Origin of the sequence: Oceanobacillus luteolus (assembly GCF_023715655.1) — a bacterium.
GTDB lineage: Bacteria > Bacillota > Bacilli > Bacillales > Amphibacillaceae > Oceanobacillus > Oceanobacillus luteolus.
In genome coordinates this window covers 17,409-36,252 of sequence record NZ_JAMBON010000030.1, presented here as the reverse complement: position 1 = coordinate 36,252, position 18,844 = coordinate 17,409, and the positions used below count along the sequence as shown (strand labels likewise).

The 18,844-nt window shown below is 39.1% G+C and carries 20 protein-coding genes; 9 read left to right on the top strand and 11 right to left on the bottom strand.

The window, feature by feature from the left end:
- Window positions 1-138 precede the first annotated feature (138 nt).
- Together M3210_RS14960 and M3210_RS14955 are read left to right on the top strand one after the other, a co-directional pair.
- Complete coding sequence (locus M3210_RS14960; protein WP_251515950.1) at window positions 139-1,329, top strand: M14 family metallopeptidase; 1,191 nt, start codon at window positions 139-141, stop codon at window positions 1,327-1,329.
- A 302-nt stretch (window positions 1,330-1,631) separates the two neighbouring features.
- Entirely contained in the window at window positions 1,632-1,745 is a 114-nt protein-coding gene (locus M3210_RS14955) for a YjcZ family sporulation protein (protein ID WP_251515948.1), read from the top strand.
- 127 nt (window positions 1,746-1,872) lie between these two features.
- Here M3210_RS14955 and M3210_RS14950 read toward each other — a convergent pair whose 3' ends face one another.
- Window positions 1,873-2,160, bottom strand: a complete 288-nt coding sequence (locus M3210_RS14950; protein WP_251515946.1) for a hypothetical protein — start codon at window positions 2,158-2,160, stop codon at window positions 1,873-1,875.
- Between the two features lie 273 nt (window positions 2,161-2,433).
- Between M3210_RS14950 and M3210_RS14945 the strand changes: the two genes are divergently transcribed.
- Together M3210_RS14945 and M3210_RS14940 are read left to right on the top strand one after the other, a co-directional pair.
- Window positions 2,434-3,699: an APC family permease gene (locus tag M3210_RS14945; protein WP_251515944.1), complete on the top strand. Its 1,266-nt coding sequence runs from the start codon at window positions 2,434-2,436 to the stop codon at window positions 3,697-3,699.
- Window positions 3,700-3,724: 25 nt separating this feature from the next.
- Window positions 3,725-4,312, top strand: coding sequence for a bifunctional transcriptional activator/DNA repair enzyme AdaA (locus tag M3210_RS14940; protein ID WP_251515942.1), 588 nt, complete (start codon window positions 3,725-3,727; stop codon window positions 4,310-4,312).
- Between the two features lie 113 nt (window positions 4,313-4,425).
- Here the strand turns inward: M3210_RS14940 and tnpA are convergent, their stop codons facing one another.
- Complete coding sequence (gene tnpA / locus M3210_RS14935) at window positions 4,426-4,896, bottom strand: IS200/IS605 family transposase (RefSeq protein WP_251511490.1); 471 nt, start codon at window positions 4,894-4,896, stop codon at window positions 4,426-4,428.
- Window positions 4,897-5,082: 186 nt separating this feature from the next.
- The gene (locus M3210_RS14930; RefSeq protein ID WP_251515940.1) at window positions 5,083-6,918 is read right to left on the bottom strand and encodes a DUF2339 domain-containing protein; all 1,836 of its coding nucleotides are present in this window, start codon (window positions 6,916-6,918) and stop codon (window positions 5,083-5,085) included.
- 231 nt (window positions 6,919-7,149) lie between these two features.
- On the opposite strand from M3210_RS14930, the gene M3210_RS14925 reads away from it, so the two are divergent.
- The gene (locus M3210_RS14925) at window positions 7,150-9,231 is read left to right on the top strand and encodes a catalase (RefSeq protein WP_251515938.1); all 2,082 of its coding nucleotides are present in this window, start codon (window positions 7,150-7,152) and stop codon (window positions 9,229-9,231) included.
- Between the two features lie 48 nt (window positions 9,232-9,279).
- On the opposite strand, the gene M3210_RS14920 is transcribed toward M3210_RS14925, so the two are convergent.
- From M3210_RS14920 to M3210_RS14910, 3 genes are all read right to left on the bottom strand, one after another.
- Window positions 9,280-9,465 carry a hypothetical protein gene (locus tag M3210_RS14920; RefSeq protein WP_251515936.1) on the bottom strand — a complete coding sequence of 62 codons (186 nt, stop codon included), beginning with the start codon at window positions 9,463-9,465 and terminating at the stop codon, window positions 9,280-9,282.
- A 65-nt stretch (window positions 9,466-9,530) separates the two neighbouring features.
- Complete coding sequence (locus M3210_RS14915; protein WP_251515934.1) at window positions 9,531-9,755, bottom strand: M50 family metallopeptidase; 225 nt, start codon at window positions 9,753-9,755, stop codon at window positions 9,531-9,533.
- A 663-nt stretch (window positions 9,756-10,418) separates the two neighbouring features.
- A complete protein-coding gene (locus M3210_RS14910; RefSeq protein WP_251515932.1) occupies window positions 10,419-11,465 on the bottom strand; it encodes an NAD(P)/FAD-dependent oxidoreductase in 1,047 nt (348 codons plus the stop codon).
- A 145-nt stretch (window positions 11,466-11,610) separates the two neighbouring features.
- On the opposite strand from M3210_RS14910, the gene M3210_RS14905 reads away from it, so the two are divergent.
- Genes M3210_RS14905 through M3210_RS14890 form a run of 4 tightly spaced genes read left to right on the top strand, consistent with a single transcriptional unit; the run spans window position 11,611 to window position 15,324 of the window.
- Window positions 11,611-12,462, top strand: a complete 852-nt coding sequence (locus M3210_RS14905) for an ABC transporter ATP-binding protein (protein WP_251515930.1) — start codon at window positions 11,611-11,613, stop codon at window positions 12,460-12,462.
- Window positions 12,404-13,318, top strand: coding sequence for an iron-hydroxamate ABC transporter substrate-binding protein (locus tag M3210_RS14900; protein ID WP_251515928.1), 915 nt, complete (start codon window positions 12,404-12,406; stop codon window positions 13,316-13,318). The genes M3210_RS14905 and M3210_RS14900 overlap by 59 nt, the downstream gene beginning before the upstream one ends.
- Before the next feature lie 19 nt (window positions 13,319-13,337).
- The gene (locus tag M3210_RS14895; RefSeq protein WP_251515926.1) at window positions 13,338-14,342 is read left to right on the top strand and encodes a FecCD family ABC transporter permease; all 1,005 of its coding nucleotides are present in this window, start codon (window positions 13,338-13,340) and stop codon (window positions 14,340-14,342) included.
- Window positions 14,332-15,324, top strand: coding sequence for a FecCD family ABC transporter permease (locus M3210_RS14890; RefSeq protein ID WP_251515923.1), 993 nt, complete (start codon window positions 14,332-14,334; stop codon window positions 15,322-15,324). Before M3210_RS14895 ends, M3210_RS14890 begins: the two co-directional genes overlap by 11 nt.
- Before the next feature lie 109 nt (window positions 15,325-15,433).
- Here the strand turns inward: M3210_RS14890 and M3210_RS14885 are convergent, their stop codons facing one another.
- From M3210_RS14885 to M3210_RS14865, 5 genes are all read right to left on the bottom strand, one after another.
- A complete protein-coding gene (locus M3210_RS14885; RefSeq protein ID WP_251515920.1) occupies window positions 15,434-15,628 on the bottom strand; it encodes a cold-shock protein in 195 nt (64 codons plus the stop codon).
- Window positions 15,629-15,841: 213 nt separating this feature from the next.
- Window positions 15,842-16,504: a YesK-like family protein gene (locus M3210_RS14880; protein ID WP_251515917.1), complete on the bottom strand. Its 663-nt coding sequence runs from the start codon at window positions 16,502-16,504 to the stop codon at window positions 15,842-15,844.
- 582 nt (window positions 16,505-17,086) lie between these two features.
- A complete protein-coding gene (locus M3210_RS14875) occupies window positions 17,087-17,485 on the bottom strand; it encodes a GNAT family N-acetyltransferase (protein WP_251515914.1) in 399 nt (132 codons plus the stop codon).
- Window positions 17,486-17,690: 205 nt separating this feature from the next.
- Window positions 17,691-18,164, bottom strand: coding sequence for a CarD family transcriptional regulator (locus M3210_RS14870; protein ID WP_251515911.1), 474 nt, complete (start codon window positions 18,162-18,164; stop codon window positions 17,691-17,693).
- Window positions 18,165-18,418: 254 nt separating this feature from the next.
- A complete protein-coding gene (locus M3210_RS14865; protein ID WP_251515909.1) occupies window positions 18,419-18,820 on the bottom strand; it encodes an ectoine synthase in 402 nt (133 codons plus the stop codon).
- Between the last annotated feature and the right edge of the window lie 24 nt (window positions 18,821-18,844).

Sequence of the window (18,844 nt, the reverse complement as noted above, 5' to 3'; positions counted from 1 at the left end):
GCATTAATCTGTATCTTATAATAAATTCAACAAGGATTTATGTTTCTCCTCCTTAAGAAGCAAATGATGAATCCCCTACAAGAGCACATTTTACCATTAGAATCATAAGATTTAATAGTCGATAAAAGGAGCGATTAGATGGAAATTTATGTACGTAGTGGGGATTCATTTTGGTTTTATAGTCGGTTATTCAATATACCACTTGAGTTGATCATCCAGTCAAACACTACTCTCTCCAGCTCGCAGCTACAAATTGGACAGAGTGTTCAAATTCCAGGCTATGTTACACAAAGTTATCAGATAAGACCTGCTGATTCACTTTGGAAAATCGCTTTCAGTCATCAAACAACTGTGGATGCCATCCTCAGAATCAATCCTGGAATCCAGTCAGCAAACTTGCAAGTGGGGCAAACCATCGTGGTTCCAGTTCGTATCACCGATTTAGTCCTCAGTGATCCTGCCGATTATACTTATGAAAAAATGATTGAGGATATCAATCGTCTGCTTACCATTTATCCTTTTATAAGAAGAAATACGATTGGAAACTCGATTCTTGGAAAAGACTTGTTGGAATTACAAATCGGCATCGGTAATAAACAAGTTCATGTAAATGGCTCCTTTCATGCGAATGAATGGATTACTACACCTGTAATTATGCGCTTCCTTAATCAATATGCCTTGTCCCTTACAAATAATCAGCCGATTAGAGGGTTGAATATGATGCCATATTTTATGCAGACATTCCTCTCTGCTGTTCCTATGGTGAACCCGGATGGAGTGGACCTCGTGATTGAAGGAGCAACTGCTGCTGGTGATTTTCAAAATGACGTACTAATGATTAATAATAATGATCCTGATTTCTCCAATTGGAAAGCAAATATTCGTGGGGTGGATTTAAATAACCAATACCCTGCAAACTGGGAAATTGAAGCGGAAAGAAAACCTACATCCCCAGCACCGAGGGATTTTCCTGGGTATGCTCCCCTCACTGAACCCGAATCCATTGCCATGGCTGAACTCACAGGCAATCGAAACTTCCAGCGAGCGAATGCACTCCACACTCAAGGCGAAGTTATCTTTTGGGGTTATCAAGGATTAGAACCTCCAGAATCTGAAATAATAGCCAATGAATATGCCCGGGTAAGTGGGTACGAAGCCGTTCGCTTTGTTGACAGTCATGCAGGCTTTAAAGATTGGTTTATCCTCGTTTACCGTAGACCCGGCTTTACGAATGAACTTGGTTCCGGGATAAACCCGCTCCCCATCTCACAATTTAATGAGATTTACGAGGAAACGTTGGGAATCATGCTTGCCAATTTATATATGTAACCAGTTTTTATTTTTTAACTGAGTTTGCTCCAAATAAATATAGAATAAGATAACCTTTCGTTCGCCTTGTTTTAACTTTTTCCAAACTGTATCGAATGACAGATTATCAAATCCACTCTTGTCCATTTCATATTGGTATTTTACGCATAAACTAAATTACCTCCGTTTGCAGCATAGTCTTGGACCTCCTAAAGGGCACTCATTTTTTTGAGTGTCCTTTTGTTCGTAATAATGTCAGTAGTCCAAGCGTGTTAAATCCATTGTCATATACTTTATTAACTCAGGTAAAAGGAGGTGCTGCTATGAGTGGAGGTGGATATGGTGGATACGGTCATGGTAAGAATTTCGCCTTGATCGTTGTGTTATTCATCCTATTGATTATTGTTGGGGCATCCTTCGGTAATTATGGATACTAATTTAAATTAGGATTTCCTAATTGAAGAGGCTGACTATCATAGTGATCAGCCTTTTTACATAGGATTCTCCCGTCATGAAACCTACGTGCTTCTTCCTGTCCGTTGATTCCAAACATCGGCTCCCTTTTCACAGGAAATGGGCGATTACTCTCATTGAAACTAGTAAAATAAGTATTACAGATGCTTTTTGAAAGTGAGCTTTTTTAATTTGCTTTTCCTGTGTTCTCGAAGCCATCATACTGGCTAATAAGAGAAAACATGCTGCAAAAAACATGTTCACCCCAACTGGTTTAACAATGACAGGCAAAAATGAGATCATCGCATCTTTCGCATCTAAATAAAAATAAGTTGCAACTGGAACAGCGCCGATAACAAAAAATAGGAACGCAAACCAATTTGCTGTTGAATACTTCATTCAGTTTCCACCTTTCCCTATGATCAATTATCTGAAAACAAGTAAATCTTCATCCATCCATTTATGTTCTTTGAAAGATCTCATTTACCTCCCGTTTGCAATCATTCAATGAGACTGAATCTATGTGGTTTCTACAGGAATGCTCCTTGTATAATTCAACAAAAGAAGATATTTCTCCTCCATTAGAAATGGTTTTTAAAAATTAGAACGCAAGAAAAGAGAAGAAATCTCCCCTTTTGAAGTGTTAATGTAATGAGAGAAAGAGGGGATGTTATGGAGAATCGTTCTATTGGTTTATATGAAGGGATTGCCTTGTATATTGCTGCCATTCTCGGTTCGGGTGTTCTGTTTATTTCTTCGGTAACAGCTTCTATCGCAGGACCTGCTTCGATCTTGTCTTGGATCATCGTAATTCTTGCCAACCTTCCACTTGCCTACACCTTTGCTTGTTTGGCACGTGAATACCCAGATGCTGGCGGTGCTGCAACTTTTGTGCGGAAATCGTTTGGATTCCACTTTGGTAATATTGTCGGTTGGTTTTACTTCGTTACAGCTGCAGTTGGACAAACCATTGTAGCTTTGACAGGGGCTTATTATATGAGTCAAGCTTTTGGCTTTTCTGACTGGGGAAGAATCTTATTGGCATTCTTCATTTTAATTACGGCAGGAATTACCAATTATAACGGCGTGAAGGTCAGTGGAAAAGTTGCCTTACTCCTAAGTGGATGTTTATTACTCATGCTCACAGTCAGCATTATCATTTCCATACCGAACATCACTTTGGAAAGATTTACACCTCTTGCTCCGAACGGTTGGTACTCTATCGGAACAGCGATAACGGCTATCTTTTGGGCCTTTTTTGGATGGGAAGCGATTTGTAATCTTGCCAATCACTTTAAGCGTCCCGAAAAAAATATCATTCACAGTACCATCATCAGCGTCATCATTATTGGGATCTTATTTTTATCTCTAAGTTTTGTCACGATCGGAACCGGAACTTATGGAAATATCGAAAGCGATTCTTCACCGATTGGTGCTATAATGGGAGAAACACTAGGGATAGGAGCTCAAATGGTTACCGCCGTATTGGCATTTTTCATCTGTATCGGAACTTCAAATGCATTTGTAGCAAGCCTGACACAGCTCGGGTACGCATTGGGTAGAGACGGCGCATTCCCAAAAAAATTATCAACGATGCATCCGACGAAGCAAATTCCAAGACGGATGGTAGTGTTTGTAATTGCATTCGCATGTATTGGGGTGATCATCACGGAATATTTTACCATGACATTCCAAGATATATTATTTATCCCGACCTCGTTAGGCGTATTCGTATACCTTTTTTCAATGGCTGCTGGTGTGAAGCTTTTTACAAGTAAAACATTACCGTGGTATTCCGCTGTCATATCTCTAGTCTTCTGTATTCTTGTATTACCATTTTTTCAATTATATATTTTCGTACCTATTATCGTGATCATTTTATATGGAAGCTATATGACATTTCAAAAAAGAGTTTTATCTTGGAAAAAAGCAAGCTAGTCGAAGAAATGAGAGGGTTTCATCTATGGAATCTAATAATCTATTTTCACTTGAGGAAAAATGGGAAGCAATCGTTACATGTGACCACAGCTTTGATGGCAAGTTTTTTTACGCTGTAAAGACGACCGGTATCTTTTGTCGTCCATCATGTAAATCCAAAACTCCACATTATAAAAATATTTGTTTTTTTAATCACGCAAGAGAAGCGGTACAACAAGGTTTTCGACCATGTAAAAGATGTCGCCCGGAGCTTTTAATCGACAGCTATGACCCTCAACAAGAAATAGTGGAGAAAACAAAATTATTTTTAGAAAAGAACTATGAAGAAAAAATCACCTTAGACACCATTGCCGTCATCATTGGCGTAAGTCCCTATCATTTAAGTCGGACCTTCAAAGAACATACCGGCACGTCACCACACGAATACTTGGAACAGCTTAGAATTCAAAAAGCCAAGAACTTGTTGATGAATACAGATCATAACGTAACGGAAATATGCTTTCAAATCGGGTACAAGAATCTCTCCAGCTTCTACAAACACTTTAAGAAAAGTTGCGGCTGCTCCCCTCACCAATTTAGATTGAACCAAAAGAAATCAAAACCACCAGTGTGAACTGGTGGTTTGCTCTGCGGCTGAAAGCCTCTATTACCGGCCTCGGCCTAAAAGGCCCACTGAATGGGTTTCCCTTCTGCACCACACTTACTCACTGATTCTAAAAGAATCTCTTATCTTTTTTGATTTTTCTCTCCTGTAAATGGATCAAATTCCTCAAATAACGTTAATTGATCGCTCATATAGTCATCTTTAAGCTGATTTCTTATATACTCTTGAATTTGATTTTTATTTCGGCCCACTGTATCTACAAAGTAACCTCGACACCAGAATTTGCGGTTACCATATCTATACTTTAAATTCGCGTGACGATCAAAAATCATTAAACTACTTTTTCCTTTTAGATAACCCATGAATTGAGACACACTTAATTTAGGTGGAATACTTACCAGCATATGAATATGGTCTTTACATGCATTTGCCTCGTGTATCTCAACCCCCTTCCTTTCACAGAGCTCTCTTATAATTTGTCCGATACTTCTTTTATACTTACCGTAGATAATTTGTCTCCTGTATTTTGGTGCAAAAACAATGTGATACTTACATCTCCACTGCGTATGTGCTAAACTATTCTTGTCCTGCATGGGACGCGCCTCCTTCTTTGGTGAGATCTGGTGGTCGGGAAACCAACCATATTTTACCATGAAGGAGGCCTTTTTTGACCCCACGCTAGAAGCTCTACGGAACCCCCGGCGTAGCCGAGGGTTTTCGAAGACCATAAAAAATGAAAAACTCTCCACATCAATGGAGAGTTTTTATATTGCGTAATACTACTCTTTATTCTTCCCATACATAAACCTTGAAAGTACAATTCCTATGAAGCCGAGCAGTACAAACAACATCGCCCTTGTCGCCAAACTGATGAATGCTAAATCAAAGAATATCAATTTCAATAACGTAAACAGGATTAAACCTATCCCTAACAAGCGGGTCTCTTTATGTTGTCTCCTCACTCCGATAAACACGCAACCTAACGCATACAAGGCCCATCCTATTGTAGTGAAGAACACCACTTCGTTGGTCATTCCAGTAACCCATTCTCCAGCCAGATAGGAAATAAATGCAAGATGAATAATCACATTCACTCCAACATAGACCTGCTTCATCACCGTATGCATATGTTTGCTAGTTAATCGATATAAGACAATTAAAGAACTGATAATCACCATCCAATATAACTCTCCAAATGCTATGTTGTAGTAATCCAGCTCCAATAAGAATATAGTGTGGGCCAATAAAGCTGCAACGATATTCACACGGAAGAACATCTCATCTTTTCTTTTTAAGTTGAACAACACTAAGAAATACAACGTTCCAATCAAAATCGCCCATACCATTATATCTTCCCACCAAAGGAGAAAAGGATCACTGATGATGATTAACGCTACAAGATAATAGATGACATATCCAACTATCTGTTGAATCTTAGATTGGAAAGTATATCCGACATAGACAACGAGCGCACCTTGGATGAGAAACAAGGAGGTGCTGACGTATGGACTATCCACCAAATCCAATATCAACACCGAAATGCCAAATGTTGCAGCGACGGTGGAAATGGAAAATAAATTCGCCTGCTGTTTCCGGTTCGAATGATAAGCAAGCCATCCATAACGGATGGTAGTAAGTAGAACGTAGATCGTGAACAGATAAGCGACATCATGTATTTCAAAACCTATTTTCGCCCAGGTTAGTGTGACAATAAAACCTGAGAATAAAACAGGGAAAGCCCGTAGTTTTTCGATTTTACCCTTCAGCAATGTATAGAATACCACTTCATGCTGAATCAAGATTCCTACTGTCATCAAGAAGATATGGGCACTATCCCAAACATGACTACCAGTAAACAACAACGCTATATAAACGATATGCAAGAATACTGTTGAAACATAAAATAAAATCCGGTATTGGTTACGTACTGCAAACCAAAGTAAAGCGACATAATAAATGAGTTCATACGTAATGACCGACACGACAGTAGCATTTGTACCGCTCCCTGCCACTAAAAATGGAATCAAATATCCGGCTACCGCAAACATCACACCCATCGCCTGCGAACGATGCAGATGGGATAAATAAATCCCGATGGCAACCCAAATAACATTTAACGGAAATGCGACAGCAAGCGGAATCATATCATATAAAATATGCATCGCAAAGGTCGTCACTAATAAGGTGGATATGAAACCGACAAGCAACACTTTTCCTAAAGCGACTCGATCTCGCTTTATTTGTTTATTTCCTATGTAATAAAAGAGGACAGCCACAATAAAACCAATGATAATCCGGTTCGTTTCATTCAGCCACCCAGCATCCACCGCGATTCTGAATCCCCAAACAACTCCCAAAAGCAATACAAAAATAAAAATGCGCGGTAGCCACACTTTTCCAAGTAATGTTTCCCAATCCGTCTGTTCCTTCTTAACTGTTTCCGGCTTCGGAACGGTAGGTTTTTTAGGGATTGATGTGCTTACCGGTTTTATCGGTTGAGGAACTTCTTGATTTGTTAGTATAGGTGGTTTATTTTTTTCCTCTTTTAATTGTTGAACTTCCTTTTCCAACTGGAGAATTCGCGCTTCCAGCTTATCTATTCTTTCATTTTCCATGTCCTTCCCTCCCCCACGGACAAATTCCCTAACTATTACACATTCGACAAAAAGCGGGATTATCCTTCTTTTGGAAATTACTTGTTATGTAGACTTATTAACTAAAAGCTGATGATCTCCAATTTTTCCACTAAGTCGTAAAAAAACATAATACCTTCTACCATGTATATTTATGATTTGACGGCACATTCTAACAATATGATTAAGTAAAATTTTGGGAGGAATATAATATTGGAGAATCATCCTGGTAAAGACAAGAAGCAACAGCAATTAGATGATCATCGTGTTCAGCACACCGACAAACCATTAACTACCAATCAAGGCAGGACGATTGCAAATAACAGGGAATTATTAAAAGCAGGTGAACGTGGACCGACGCTACATGAGGATTGGCAGTACTTTGAAAAAATCACTCACTTTGTCCATGAAGAGCAACCTGAACGTGTGGTCCATGCCCGTGGTTACAGTGCACATGGTGAATTTGAATGTTACAAATCCATGAAGGACGTGACAAGAGCAAATATCCTAGGCGAAGCTGGGAAAAAGACGCCGCTAACGATTCGATTTTCAACCGTTCAAGGACCTAAAGGTTCTTATGACACAGCGAGAGATTTACGTTGTCAAGGGGTTAAGTTATACACAGAAGAAGGAAATTATGATTTAACAACCATTGCGATGCCTGTACTCATTAACTTTGACGCCATGAAATTCCCAGATGCGATGCATGCATATCAATCAAAACAGGATGATGATGTCCCTACAGCTACGGGTGCCCACGACAGATTTTGGGATTATGTTGCGAATAATCCTGAAGCGGTTCATATGGTCACTTGGATTATGTCAGACCGAGGGGTTTTACGAAGTTACCGACATATGGAATCATGGTCGATTAATACGTATACCTTTGTGAATGAACAGGGCAAAGCAACTTATGTAAGATTTGTCTGGAAACCTGTTCTCGGTGTGGAATCGTTACTTCAGGAAGAGGCGATTAAAATTGGTGGAATTGATCCTGACTTTCATCGAAAAGATTTACGAGATGCCATCGATCGTGGTGCCTATCCAGAATACGAATTAGGAGTTCAACTTATCCCAGTTGAAGATGAAGAGAAATATGATGTTGACATTCTTGACCCAACCAAGTTTTGGCCAGAAGAACTGATTCCAGTACAGATTATCGGTAAGATGACGCTAAACCGCAACATCGAAAATTACCATACGGAATCCGAACAAGTCGCATTTAATCCTGCCAACGTTGTTCCTGGGATTGATTTTTCTAATGATCCCGTATTGCAGGGCAGGTTAGTCGCTTACCACAGTGCACAACTCTATCGGATTGGGCCTAACTTCCAACAATTGCCGATTAATAAACCGGTTTGTCCGTTTCATAATAACCAAAGACGTGGACCGATGCGTTATCTAATCGATGTCGATCATGTGAACTACCATCCGAATTCCTTAGCGGATAACACCCCGCATGAAGTGCCTGTTGAAGAAGGTGGCTATGAACATTATCCAAAAGAAGTTGGTGGTCACACTACACGGAAACGGATTGATTCGGTCAATGATTACTTTTCACAGACGAGGATATTTTGGAATAGCTTGACGTCTATTGAGAAAATGCATACCATTGAAGCATTTAGCTATCAACTCGGTAACGTGATGGATGAATCCGTGCGCCAGCAAAATGTGAATTTATTAGCCAATGTCGATATGGAACTAGCATCCACCGTTGCAGATAACATTGGTGTTGCTTGTCCAACAGGTAGCCATGTACCGGTTTCTGAAAGTTACCCTTCTCTAAGCCAATACCATACACCACCTAGCGCTTATACGAAAAAGGTTGGTGTACTGATTGGCAATGGTTTTAATGATCGGGAAGTCACCGAGGTCCTTGAATTCTTTGACCAGCATAAAGTCTTTTACGATATTATTAGTGAAAGGCTGGGGTACGTCACTGGAGCCAATGGATTAAAAATCAAAGTAAACAAAACGTTCCTCACTTCTGGTCCTTATTTAGTTGACTCCGTTTACGTCGTCGGAGGAAACACCACTAACGAAAAAAGGTTTACAGAAAATGTCACAGAGTTTGTGAACATGGCCTATAAATTATACAAACCGATCGGAATTGCTACCACAGGTCAAGCAATCGTCGCACCACAAGGAACAGATAATTTAGAAGGCGTCATATTAGCAGCAAACAGTCAAAACTTCAAACAAAGTTTTATCACAGCGATTGCACAGTCCCGTTTCTGGAACCGTGACAAAGGAGCCGGCCCCGGATCCTTAGGGATAACAGGAATCACGAAGTAAATACATGAGTTCCAATTGAACACAATAATAGACCCACACCAGTTATAGTCAAAGGTGTGGGTCTTCTTTTAAAATATTAATCAACCAACGGCCATCACTATCGTATCCAGTAGGATATGTAACTGGAATTAGTGCAGATAGAATGAGCACACCGGTAAAGCCAAAGAAATAGCCATCAAGGAAGTGGTGATGGTCCGTATATAGTTTTATCGCTATCAATAAAAGAATCGTCATTAGATTAAAAATAACTCCTCCAAGCGCTATAAACGCTAATCTGAATTTATTCAGATTAGACGAGTCTATATCGTATCTGCACAGTCCCATGATGAAAAATTGTTTTTAATCTGCACCTTTCCTATTCTGAATAAGTGCTCACCGATACCGATTTCAATCTTTTGTATGGTCCCTCCGTAAATTTTCACAAAAAATGCATGTCCAAGCTCGTGTATGAATACATTTAACGGTTGAAAAATAAAAAATGCAACCGAGTAGCCGAAGATCGTTTCAAGCACGCCTATTTCCATTCCTTTCCCCACTACGATAGCAAAAAAATTCTCTACTCTATATCATAACTCATTCTGGGTATTAGATTGTTCGTATCCTTAGAAGTGCTCTCAGTGCGCGAAACGAAGAAAAATAAGAGAGTTCGCGTCCTTAGGAGCACTCTAAGGACATGAACCGAAGATATATTAGATTAGAGTATTCGTGTCCTTAGCAGCACTCTAAGGACATGAACTGAAGAAATATTAGAGTATTCGTGGCCTTAGCAGCCATCTCAGTGCACAAACCGAAGAAATATTAGAGTATTCATGTCCTTAGAAGCACTCTAGGACATGAACCGAAGAAAAATTAGAGTATTCGTGGCCTTAGCTGCACTCTAAGGACATGAACTGAAGAAATATTAGAGAGTTCGTGTCCTTAGCTGCCATCTCAGTGCACAAACCGAAGAAATATTAGAGTATTCGTGTCCTTAGCTGCACTATAAAGACATGAACTGAAGAAATATTAGAGAGATCACGTCCTTAGAAGCACTCTAAGGACATGAACTGAAGAAATATTAGAGTATTCGTGTTCTTAAAAGCACTCTCATGTACGAATCAAAGAAAAATCACTATTTTCGAAATGAATCAAGATTCTCATACTATGCTTTGGACTCATACTCATCCACTTCAACTTCATTAGCAGTCTCAACTCCCCAACATCGTTGCTATCATCTCTTTATTTTTTTCCTCAAATGCCTCGTTATGGGAAGAAACCATAGCTACTTTAGCTGCATTCGGATCCAAGTAATTTTTCACACTATTTACAGCGTTTACAGCATCTTGAAAAGTACCTGCCAACAGATTGATTTTTCCATCATATGTTAGGATATCCCCTGCAGCAAAGATGCCCTCTTGTGTCGTACACCCAAAAGCATCCCCTTTATAAAAATAATCATCCTTTTTTTCTAGTGTAAGATCCTCAGCCACATTAAAGGAAACATCTTGATTGTAACCATGCTGGACAATCACTTGATCAATCTCTACTCTCTGAGTAATTCCAGACAATATATTTTTCAAGACGACTTGTTTAATCGCCGTATCATCCTCGTTACCAACGAGTGAAGAAATCGTTGTGTTCATGATGAACTTTGCATTGCCTTTTATTAACTTATCCACTTGCGCCTCATGTGCACGGCATTCCTTTTTCCGATACACGATAATTACTTTTTTGGCAATATCCAATAGTTCTACCGCACAATCTATTGCAGCATCTCCGCCTCCGGAAATTAACACGGTTTTATTATGGAATTGTTTCAAGCTTTTCACGGTGTAATGCAGATTTTTCCCCTCATATTTTTCTGCACCAGCTATATCCAACCGCTTCGGCTCAATGATACCTCCGCCTATGGCCAATATGATCGACTTGGAATAATGCTTCATCCCATCATTTGTCGTAATGATAAAATCGTTATTTTCATCTTTTTGAATAAGTTCCACTTTTGTATTCGTACAGACTGTCGGTTCAAAGGTTAATCCTTGTGCGACAATTTGTTTTGCAAAAGCTTCTCCCAAAATAGGGGGTTGTCCACCGACGTCCCAAATCATTTTCTCTGGGTATAATAAAACTTTTCCACCGAGTTCAGATTGACACTCGATTATTTTTGTTTTCAATCCACGTAAGCCACTATAAAATGATGAGAATAATCCAGCTGGGCCACCGCCTATAATAGTAACATCATACTTTTCCAACACTTTAAATGCCCCCATCCTCCAAAGTATTTCTCTGATATATATTGACATCCAATTGTGAACTACCTATGATAGTAAATGATAATGATTATCATTGTCATCAATTATACTATATCACACCTATAATATAAAGAAAGGACCTAATTCTATGAGCATGCAAGTAAAAGATATCCGGGTCGGATATGAAGAAAAAACCATTCTGCATGACTTAAGTTTGGAAATTCCTGAAGGAAAAGTCACAACCATCATCGGATCCAATGGCTGCGGCAAGTCCACCTTGCTCAAAGCGATGACGAGAATCATTGCCCATCAACACGGCCAAATCATCCTGGATGGAAAAGACATCCGTAACATCCATACGAAGGACTTAGCTAAGCAGCTTGCGATTCTCCCTCAAAATCCAGAGAGTGCCAATGGCCTGCTTGTAAGAGAACTCGTTTCGTACGGAAGATATCCATATCAGAAAGGATTCGGTGGCCTAACGAAGCAAGATCATGAAATCATAGATTGGGCGTTAGAAGTCACACGGACGAATGAAATGCGGGATCAGCCAGTAGATGCTTTATCCGGAGGTCAACGGCAGCGTGTCTGGATAGCTTTAGCATTGGCACAGGACACAGATACCATTTTCCTCGATGAGCCAACAACTTATTTGGATATGGCCCATCAATTAGAAGTGTTAGAGCTGCTCACAAGATTGAATAAAGAGGAAAACAAAACGATTGTGATGGTGCTTCATGATCTTAATCAAGCAGCAAGATTTTCTGATCATATTATTGCTTTGTCTGAGGGAAAGATTGTACGTGCAGGAGATGCTGAGGCTGTGATGACATGTGATGTTTTAAGAAGCGTATTCAACATCGATGCAGTCATTAGTACAGATCCTAGAACAAATAAACCAATATGTATAACATATGACTTAATAAAAGGGGATTATGATGATGAAAAAACTTATCATGCCAATGTTGATTTTACTCACTCTTCTGCTAGCAGCATGTAGCAATGACGAGAACTCGGAAAAAAATGATAGTGCAGAGGGAGATACAATCACCTATGAATCTGAAACCGGACCAGTGGAAGTCCCTGCAAACCCAGAGCGTGTCGTTGTTCTTTCCTCCTATGCTGGTGATTTAATCAAATTAGGAGTGAACATTGTCGGCGTTGATACTTGGTCGGCTGATAACCCTAATTTTCAGGAAGCGTTAGAAGGAGCAGAAGTGATTTCCAATCAAGATCTCGAAAAGATTATTGAGCTTGAGCCAGATTTAATTATTGGTTTAAACAATATTGAAAACGCTGATAAACTGCAGGAAATCGCTCCAACCGTCTTGTTCACTTATGGGAAAAACAATTATTTAGAGCAACATATTGAAATTGGAAAAGTCGTGAACAAGGAAGAGGAAGCAACAGAATGGGTAGAAGATTTCAAAAAGCGCGCAGCTGATTTAGGAGAACAAATTAAAGAAGAAATCGGTGAAGATGCAACGGTGACCGTCGTGGAAAACTTTGAAAAGCAATTCTACCTTTTCGGTGATAACTGGGGCCGCGGTACAGAAATCTTGTATCAGGAAATGGGGCTGAACATGCCGGAAGTAGTCGCTGATGTTGCATTGGAGCCCGGATACTTTGCGATTTCTCAAGAAGTACTTGGGGATTATGTTGGAGATTATGTTGTGTTAAGCAAGACGACAGACCATGACACATCGTTTACAGATACGGAATGGTATAACGAAATAGATGCCGTGAAAAATGACCGTGTGCTCGAAGTAGATGCTAAGGCGTTTTACTTTAATGATGCATTGACGCTAGACTATCAATTGGATTATTTTGAAGAAGCATTTCTCAGAAACAACTAACAGAAAGTAGTAGATTGTTATGAATAAGATTCGCTCCATCGCCTTTTCAATAAAAATGATTCTTGCGATATTCACTCTATTTTTGATACTCTGTTTCTCTATCATCTATGGAGCGGCAAATACTAGTTTTCAGGATATCTGGCAGGCTGCGCTCGGACAACATGGTGGAGAGTATTATGCTGTTTTACGCGAAATTCGATTTCCTCGTGTGATTGCTGCCTTTTTTGTTGGCAGTGCACTTGCTGTAGCCGGTGCAATAATGCAGGGTGTCACACGTAATCCGCTTGCAGATCCAGGTTTGCTTGGGATAACTGCTGGAGCAAATGCTGGACTTGCACTCACGATGGCATTTTTACCATCTGCTTCTTACTATCTGATTATTATCGGTTGTTTTACTGGAGCAGCAGTAGGTATGGCTATAGTGTACAGAATTGGCACCTCTACACGAGATGGGCTCTCCCCTTTGAAACTCGTATTGGCTGGTGCTGCGGTATCTGCTTTTTTGCAAGCGTTAGCAGATGGAGTAGGGATTGTCTTCCATATTTCCAAGGACGTCTCGATGTGGACGGCTGGTGGTTTAATCGGTACGACATGGCAGGCATTACTAGTTGTACCAATCATCGCAATCGGCATTGTTGCCAGCCTCTGTTTTAGCAGACAGCTGACGGTACTGAGTTTAAATGAAGAAGTAGCGGTCGGTTTAGGACAAAAAACTGCAACATTAAAAGTCATCTTGATGGTATTAGTCGTCATTTTGGCAGGTGCAGCAGTTGCCCTTGTTGGCAATCTGGCATTTGTGGGGCTGATGATCCCGCATATCGTCCGCGGTTTAGTCGGAACCGATTATCGATACATCCTTCCAATGAGCATCATTGTCGGTGGAGGATTTATGATGCTAGCTGACTTGGTCGGACGAACGATAAACGCTCCTTTTGAAACACCTGTCATTGCCGTTGTTTCCATCATCGGGTTGCCGTTCTTACTATTTTTAGTACGTAAAGGGGGGCGACCACTTGGTTCATAAACAAAGAAAATGGCTGTTGATTCTTACGATACTGTTCATTTTCACTTTTCTATTGAGTATTTCACTTGGAAGTTCTTCCGTTTCATTTGGACGTATTCTACCTACCTTGTTCGGTCAAGGTTCGTTCAAAGAAGAATTCATTTTATTTTCCGTTCGATTACCAAGAGTCATTGTACTTTCTCTCGCAGGAATGGCTTTAGCCATCTCCGGCGCCTTACTCCAAAGTGTGACGCGAAATGATTTAGCTGATCCGGGAATTATCGGAATTAATGCCGGCGCCGGCGTTGGTATTACCTGTTTTTATCTATTCATCAAAACGGATATCCAACATTATGCTTACGTCTTGCCAGCTGTTGCGTTTATTAGCGCGCTCCTGACTGCTGCACTTATTTACTTTTTCTCTTATGAAAAAGGCAAAGGAATTCAACCAACAAAGCTTGTCCTGATTGGGGTCGGTTTTGCCTTTACACTATCTGGACTTATGATGGTTCTCGTTTCTTCCGCAGAGCGCAGTGAGGTGGATTTTATCGCACAGTGGCTGGCAGGTAATATCTGGGGAGCGGACTGGCCATTTATTCTAGCTATCCTCCCTTGGTTACTTATCGGGCTGCCGATTGTCTTTTACAAAGCAAACACACTGAACATCTTAACGATGAGCGAACCGACTGCCATTGGATTAGGGATCCATCTTACAAAGGAAAGGCTTCTCCTGATCGTGATTGCTGTAGCACTTGCGGCAGCAGCCGTATCCATCACAGGTGGAATTGGTTTTATTGGACTAATGGCACCACATATCGCGAAAAGATTGGTCGGTCCAAGACATCAATTATTTTTGCCTATTGCATTATTTGTCGGTTCCATCCTGTTGATGATTTCTGATACCATCGGGAGAACCATCATTGAATCCAGTGCCGTCCCAGCAGGTATTATCGTCGCATTTATTGGTGCTCCGTACTTTATTTATCTATTGAGGAGAAACTAAAACATCCATGCTGGCCTTAGATTGAAAGCATACCAGCATGGATTATCCGTTTTATATGAACAACAAAAAAAGCCCTTCTATGACAGAAGAGCTTTTTTCTTATCCGTTATTATCTAACGTTTGTTGCTTGTGGTCCACGGTTGCCTTCTTCGATATCGAAAGTAACTTGTTGACCTTCTTCTAAAGTTTTGAAACCTTCGCCTTGAATTGCTGAGAAGTGTACGAATACATCGTCTCCACCTTCAACTTCGATGAATCCGAAACCTTTTTCTGCGTTAAACCATTTTACTGAACCTGTGTTCATAGATAATTCCTCCATTGTGCTTCAAGCACGTTTATTACTTTGGTTGTTCTGTTAATAATTCAAGACGATGATTTTACATAGTAAGCTGTGACAAAATCCTGTATTGCTAGCACGAACAATTAAGTTAACCACAGTGTAACACGTATACCTGCAAAAAGATACCTTTTTTAAAAACTATTTTTTCATCTTAAACATTTCTCAATTATTTTCCAACTAATCCACCACGGATTCAAACACCATTCCATCTGTTGTTTGAATGGTTAAAGGTTCCCTTATTTCGTCTATACCTATACTAATATAAGGTGCCTTATCTTCCGCTTCACCATCTACAATATTCAGAGTTATTTCCGTAGAACCCCACTTGGATACATTCTCAACTTCAATTTCCTTACCTAAGAAATCCTTCCCTAACATGAGATCGATTTTTTTCTTGCCTTCTAAAATCGTAGAAACTTTATAGTAATTTTCTAAACCTGCCCTGCTTCTATCTTCCACATAGGTAACTCCACCTTGTTCAATAATCCAGTACCCATCGTCCAGGTAAATGCTTAGCCCAATGATAGAAAAGAACAATAATGGTAAAAGTATAAGACTTGCTTTATCTCTTTTCGTAAATTGCTGTGCACTCCCCCTCCGAGTAAATATTGGTAGAAGAAGCGTACCAATAATACTTACAGCAATAAATCCAACACCGACCAATCCATATCCCATTCCTTCAAAACCGCCAACTGCAAAAAGTCCATAAGCAGTAATGGCGAGGGAGAAAAGGAAAGTGATGATTGGCGCCAAAAAGTATTGGCCACTTTTTTTAGATGCAACATAAAAAAACATAAATACAATCGTCCCCAACAAAAATCCACCCATGATAATATTCATGTTAATCCCCCATATCGATAAATGAATAATAAACAAAAAATAATGAAATCTGCCCCAAATTCTATTAAAAGTGTTAAATCTGAATATGATTAGAAACAATGCCACTGGAAAATAAACTATGTAAATCAAACCTTGCAAGTGATCTAATATAACTCTGAAGATTCCAGAGAAAATGCCCATATCATCCCTACATCATTAAGACGGTTGACAGTAAGTAAAAGTTGCGCTTTTTCTGAATTTTTTAGGTGTAAAGTGGAATCTCATAGCTAAACTCATACAAAAACACAAGAATCCCAACTTAGGATTCCTGTATTTCTTCTAAGCTCTTAAGCTTTACTTGCATGATTGAAAAAATAGCTGTTCCAATAAAGCACCTAATGAGTTGATGATAACGCTGTCTTTTGTTTACAATAAGAATTGTAACAAGGAAAATAATGGAAGTAAATGGTGTATCTACAAATATATACAATATTTTACCTATTTTCGGAAAAAGAGGGAAATTGGAGTGGGGAGTATGGTATAAAAGATGATCATCTGGATGCTTGCTTTTATTTTAGCCACAGGTATCTTAATATCTATGGATTATAGAGCGTAACACTCTTTAAATCTAGTCTCCAACAGTATCCAAACAATAGTCATATTTATTAATAAGAGATTCAAAGCTGTATGAGCGACTCCTTTTCCAGTATGTTTTTCTCCAACTCTGTAGCCCAGATGACCAAGACTTTGTTTTTTATCTATACCCACCAAGTTCGTTCTTCCAAGAATCTGGCCGTCTTCATCTTTTATTAAATAAAAAAAGGATAATCCTTCAGCTTGCTCATCCAACAAAGCTTTGTTCCTTTTTATAAAAGTCTCATAGTTATAGTATTCATCCCCACGGCTCGGTACCATCTCTTCAAAATAATCCCTGTTTTCATATTCAAAATCGTAAAGCTTTTCAAAGTCTGATTCCTGCAATTTCGTGATTTTAATATTCATTAGCCGTACTCCGATTCAATATTTTATTATAGTTCCATCTCGCATCTTCATAATAACACTATATTCAAAATAGTTTTACCACATTTAAAGGTAATCAACATATTGATTACCTTTAAATGTGTTGATATATCAGCCTTTAGGCTGTCCTTAAACAAAAAAAGAATTTCCTTGAGAAATCAGGAAATTCCAACTTGAATATCTTCTTTTATTTCAGTTTTAACATAAACCTTTCGATCTGTTTTTCTTCAATCCCCTCGATCAATTTCAATTCACTCATCAAAAAATCACGCGCTTTACCTAGCATTCTTCTTTCACTTGAATTAAGTTTATCTGCTTTCTTTACGCGTATTAAATCTCGGATTACTTCAGCACATGCTTTAAGTTTACCGGTTTTTATTTTATTCATGTTCACATTATGCCTTGTTTTCCAAGGCAGTATTTCATCTGATTCTTCATCTTCAACCATGTTTGCAACTTTTTTTAACGAAGCTAAGTCCGTAACATGCCGTATACTTGAATCCGCTATTTTACTCTCAGGAATCATAACCTTTAAATTATCGAGCACCATTTTGATGATATAATACTCTTGCTTTTCTCCAGAGACTTCCTTTTCTTCTACGGCTTTAATGACACCTGCTCCATGCAGTGGATAAAAAATATTATCGCCAACTTGATACAAACAATCGCCTCCATATTTTCTAACCATCTTTATCATAACATATATATTATTTTTAGTCAAATTATATAATTTTAACACATATTAAACATTGAAGTCAACAATTTTATCGCACCTTTTTAAATATTAAATGCCTCAATTAAAAAGAGAGCAGGCGTAACCTTTTCGACCATCTTCCTCTTGAGAAACACAGCCCACAAAAAAAGTTCCAAGCTTAAGAATCAGCTCGGAACCTTTTATAAAAGTTTATCTATTTGTTAATTCTCTACATCTTCAAGTGTCAATAACGGATAAATACCGTCCTCATCATGCTTTTCCGTACCGACTAGTGGTGGATTGAATACACAGACCATCCGCATGTCTGTTTTCGTACGCAGTTCATGTTTATCGTTTTCATCTAATACATAGATGGTACCTGGCTTAAGTTGCCATACCTGGCCGTTTTCCAGCTTTTCAATTTCGCCTTCTCCTTCGATGATATAAACAGCTTCAATATGATTTTTGTACCAGAAATAGTTTGTTGTCCCGCCTTTGATAATCGTGTCATTTATACTAAATCCAAGTTTATCATGTGCAGAAACAAATCTTCGGCTTCTCCAGTTACCATCAGCTACATCGTCTTTAGTTCCAACAATATCTTCCAGTGATTTTACGATCATTTCTCTATCTCCCTTTTTCTTTTA

What these genes read in the sequence shown, in the direction of transcription:
- M3210_RS14960 (WP_251515950.1), top strand. Translation starts at nt 139, where the DNA reads ATGGAAATTTATGTACGTAGTGGGGATTCATTTTGGTTTTATAGTCGG.
- M3210_RS14955 (WP_251515948.1), top strand. Translation starts at nt 1,632, where the DNA reads ATGAGTGGAGGTGGATATGGTGGATACGGTCATGGTAAGAATTTCGCC.
- M3210_RS14950 (WP_251515946.1), bottom strand. Translation starts at nt 2,160, where the DNA reads ATGAAGTATTCAACAGCAAATTGGTTTGCGTTCCTATTTTTTGTTATC.
- M3210_RS14945 (WP_251515944.1), top strand. Translation starts at nt 2,434, where the DNA reads ATGGAGAATCGTTCTATTGGTTTATATGAAGGGATTGCCTTGTATATT.
- M3210_RS14940 (WP_251515942.1), top strand. Translation starts at nt 3,725, where the DNA reads ATGGAATCTAATAATCTATTTTCACTTGAGGAAAAATGGGAAGCAATC.
- tnpA (WP_251511490.1), bottom strand. Translation starts at nt 4,896, where the DNA reads ATGCAGGACAAGAATAGTTTAGCACATACGCAGTGGAGATGTAAGTAT.
- M3210_RS14930 (WP_251515940.1), bottom strand. Translation starts at nt 6,918, where the DNA reads ATGGAAAATGAAAGAATAGATAAGCTGGAAGCGCGAATTCTCCAGTTG.
- M3210_RS14920 (WP_251515936.1), bottom strand. Translation starts at nt 9,465, where the DNA reads ATGACGATTCTTTTATTGATAGCGATAAAACTATATACGGACCATCAC.
- M3210_RS14915 (WP_251515934.1), bottom strand. Translation starts at nt 9,755, where the DNA reads ATGGAAATAGGCGTGCTTGAAACGATCTTCGGCTACTCGGTTGCATTT.
- M3210_RS14905 (WP_251515930.1), top strand. Translation starts at nt 11,611, where the DNA reads ATGAGCATGCAAGTAAAAGATATCCGGGTCGGATATGAAGAAAAAACC.
- M3210_RS14900 (WP_251515928.1), top strand. Translation starts at nt 12,404, where the DNA reads ATGAAAAAACTTATCATGCCAATGTTGATTTTACTCACTCTTCTGCTA.
- M3210_RS14895 (WP_251515926.1), top strand. Translation starts at nt 13,338, where the DNA reads ATGAATAAGATTCGCTCCATCGCCTTTTCAATAAAAATGATTCTTGCG.
- M3210_RS14885 (WP_251515920.1), bottom strand. Translation starts at nt 15,628, where the DNA reads ATGAACACAGGTTCAGTAAAATGGTTTAACGCAGAAAAAGGTTTCGGA.
- M3210_RS14880 (WP_251515917.1), bottom strand. Translation starts at nt 16,504, where the DNA reads ATGAATATTATCATGGGTGGATTTTTGTTGGGGACGATTGTATTTATG.
- M3210_RS14875 (WP_251515914.1), bottom strand. Translation starts at nt 17,485, where the DNA reads ATGAATATTAAAATCACGAAATTGCAGGAATCAGACTTTGAAAAGCTT.
- M3210_RS14865 (WP_251515909.1), bottom strand. Translation starts at nt 18,820, where the DNA reads ATGATCGTAAAATCACTGGAAGATATTGTTGGAACTAAAGACGATGTA.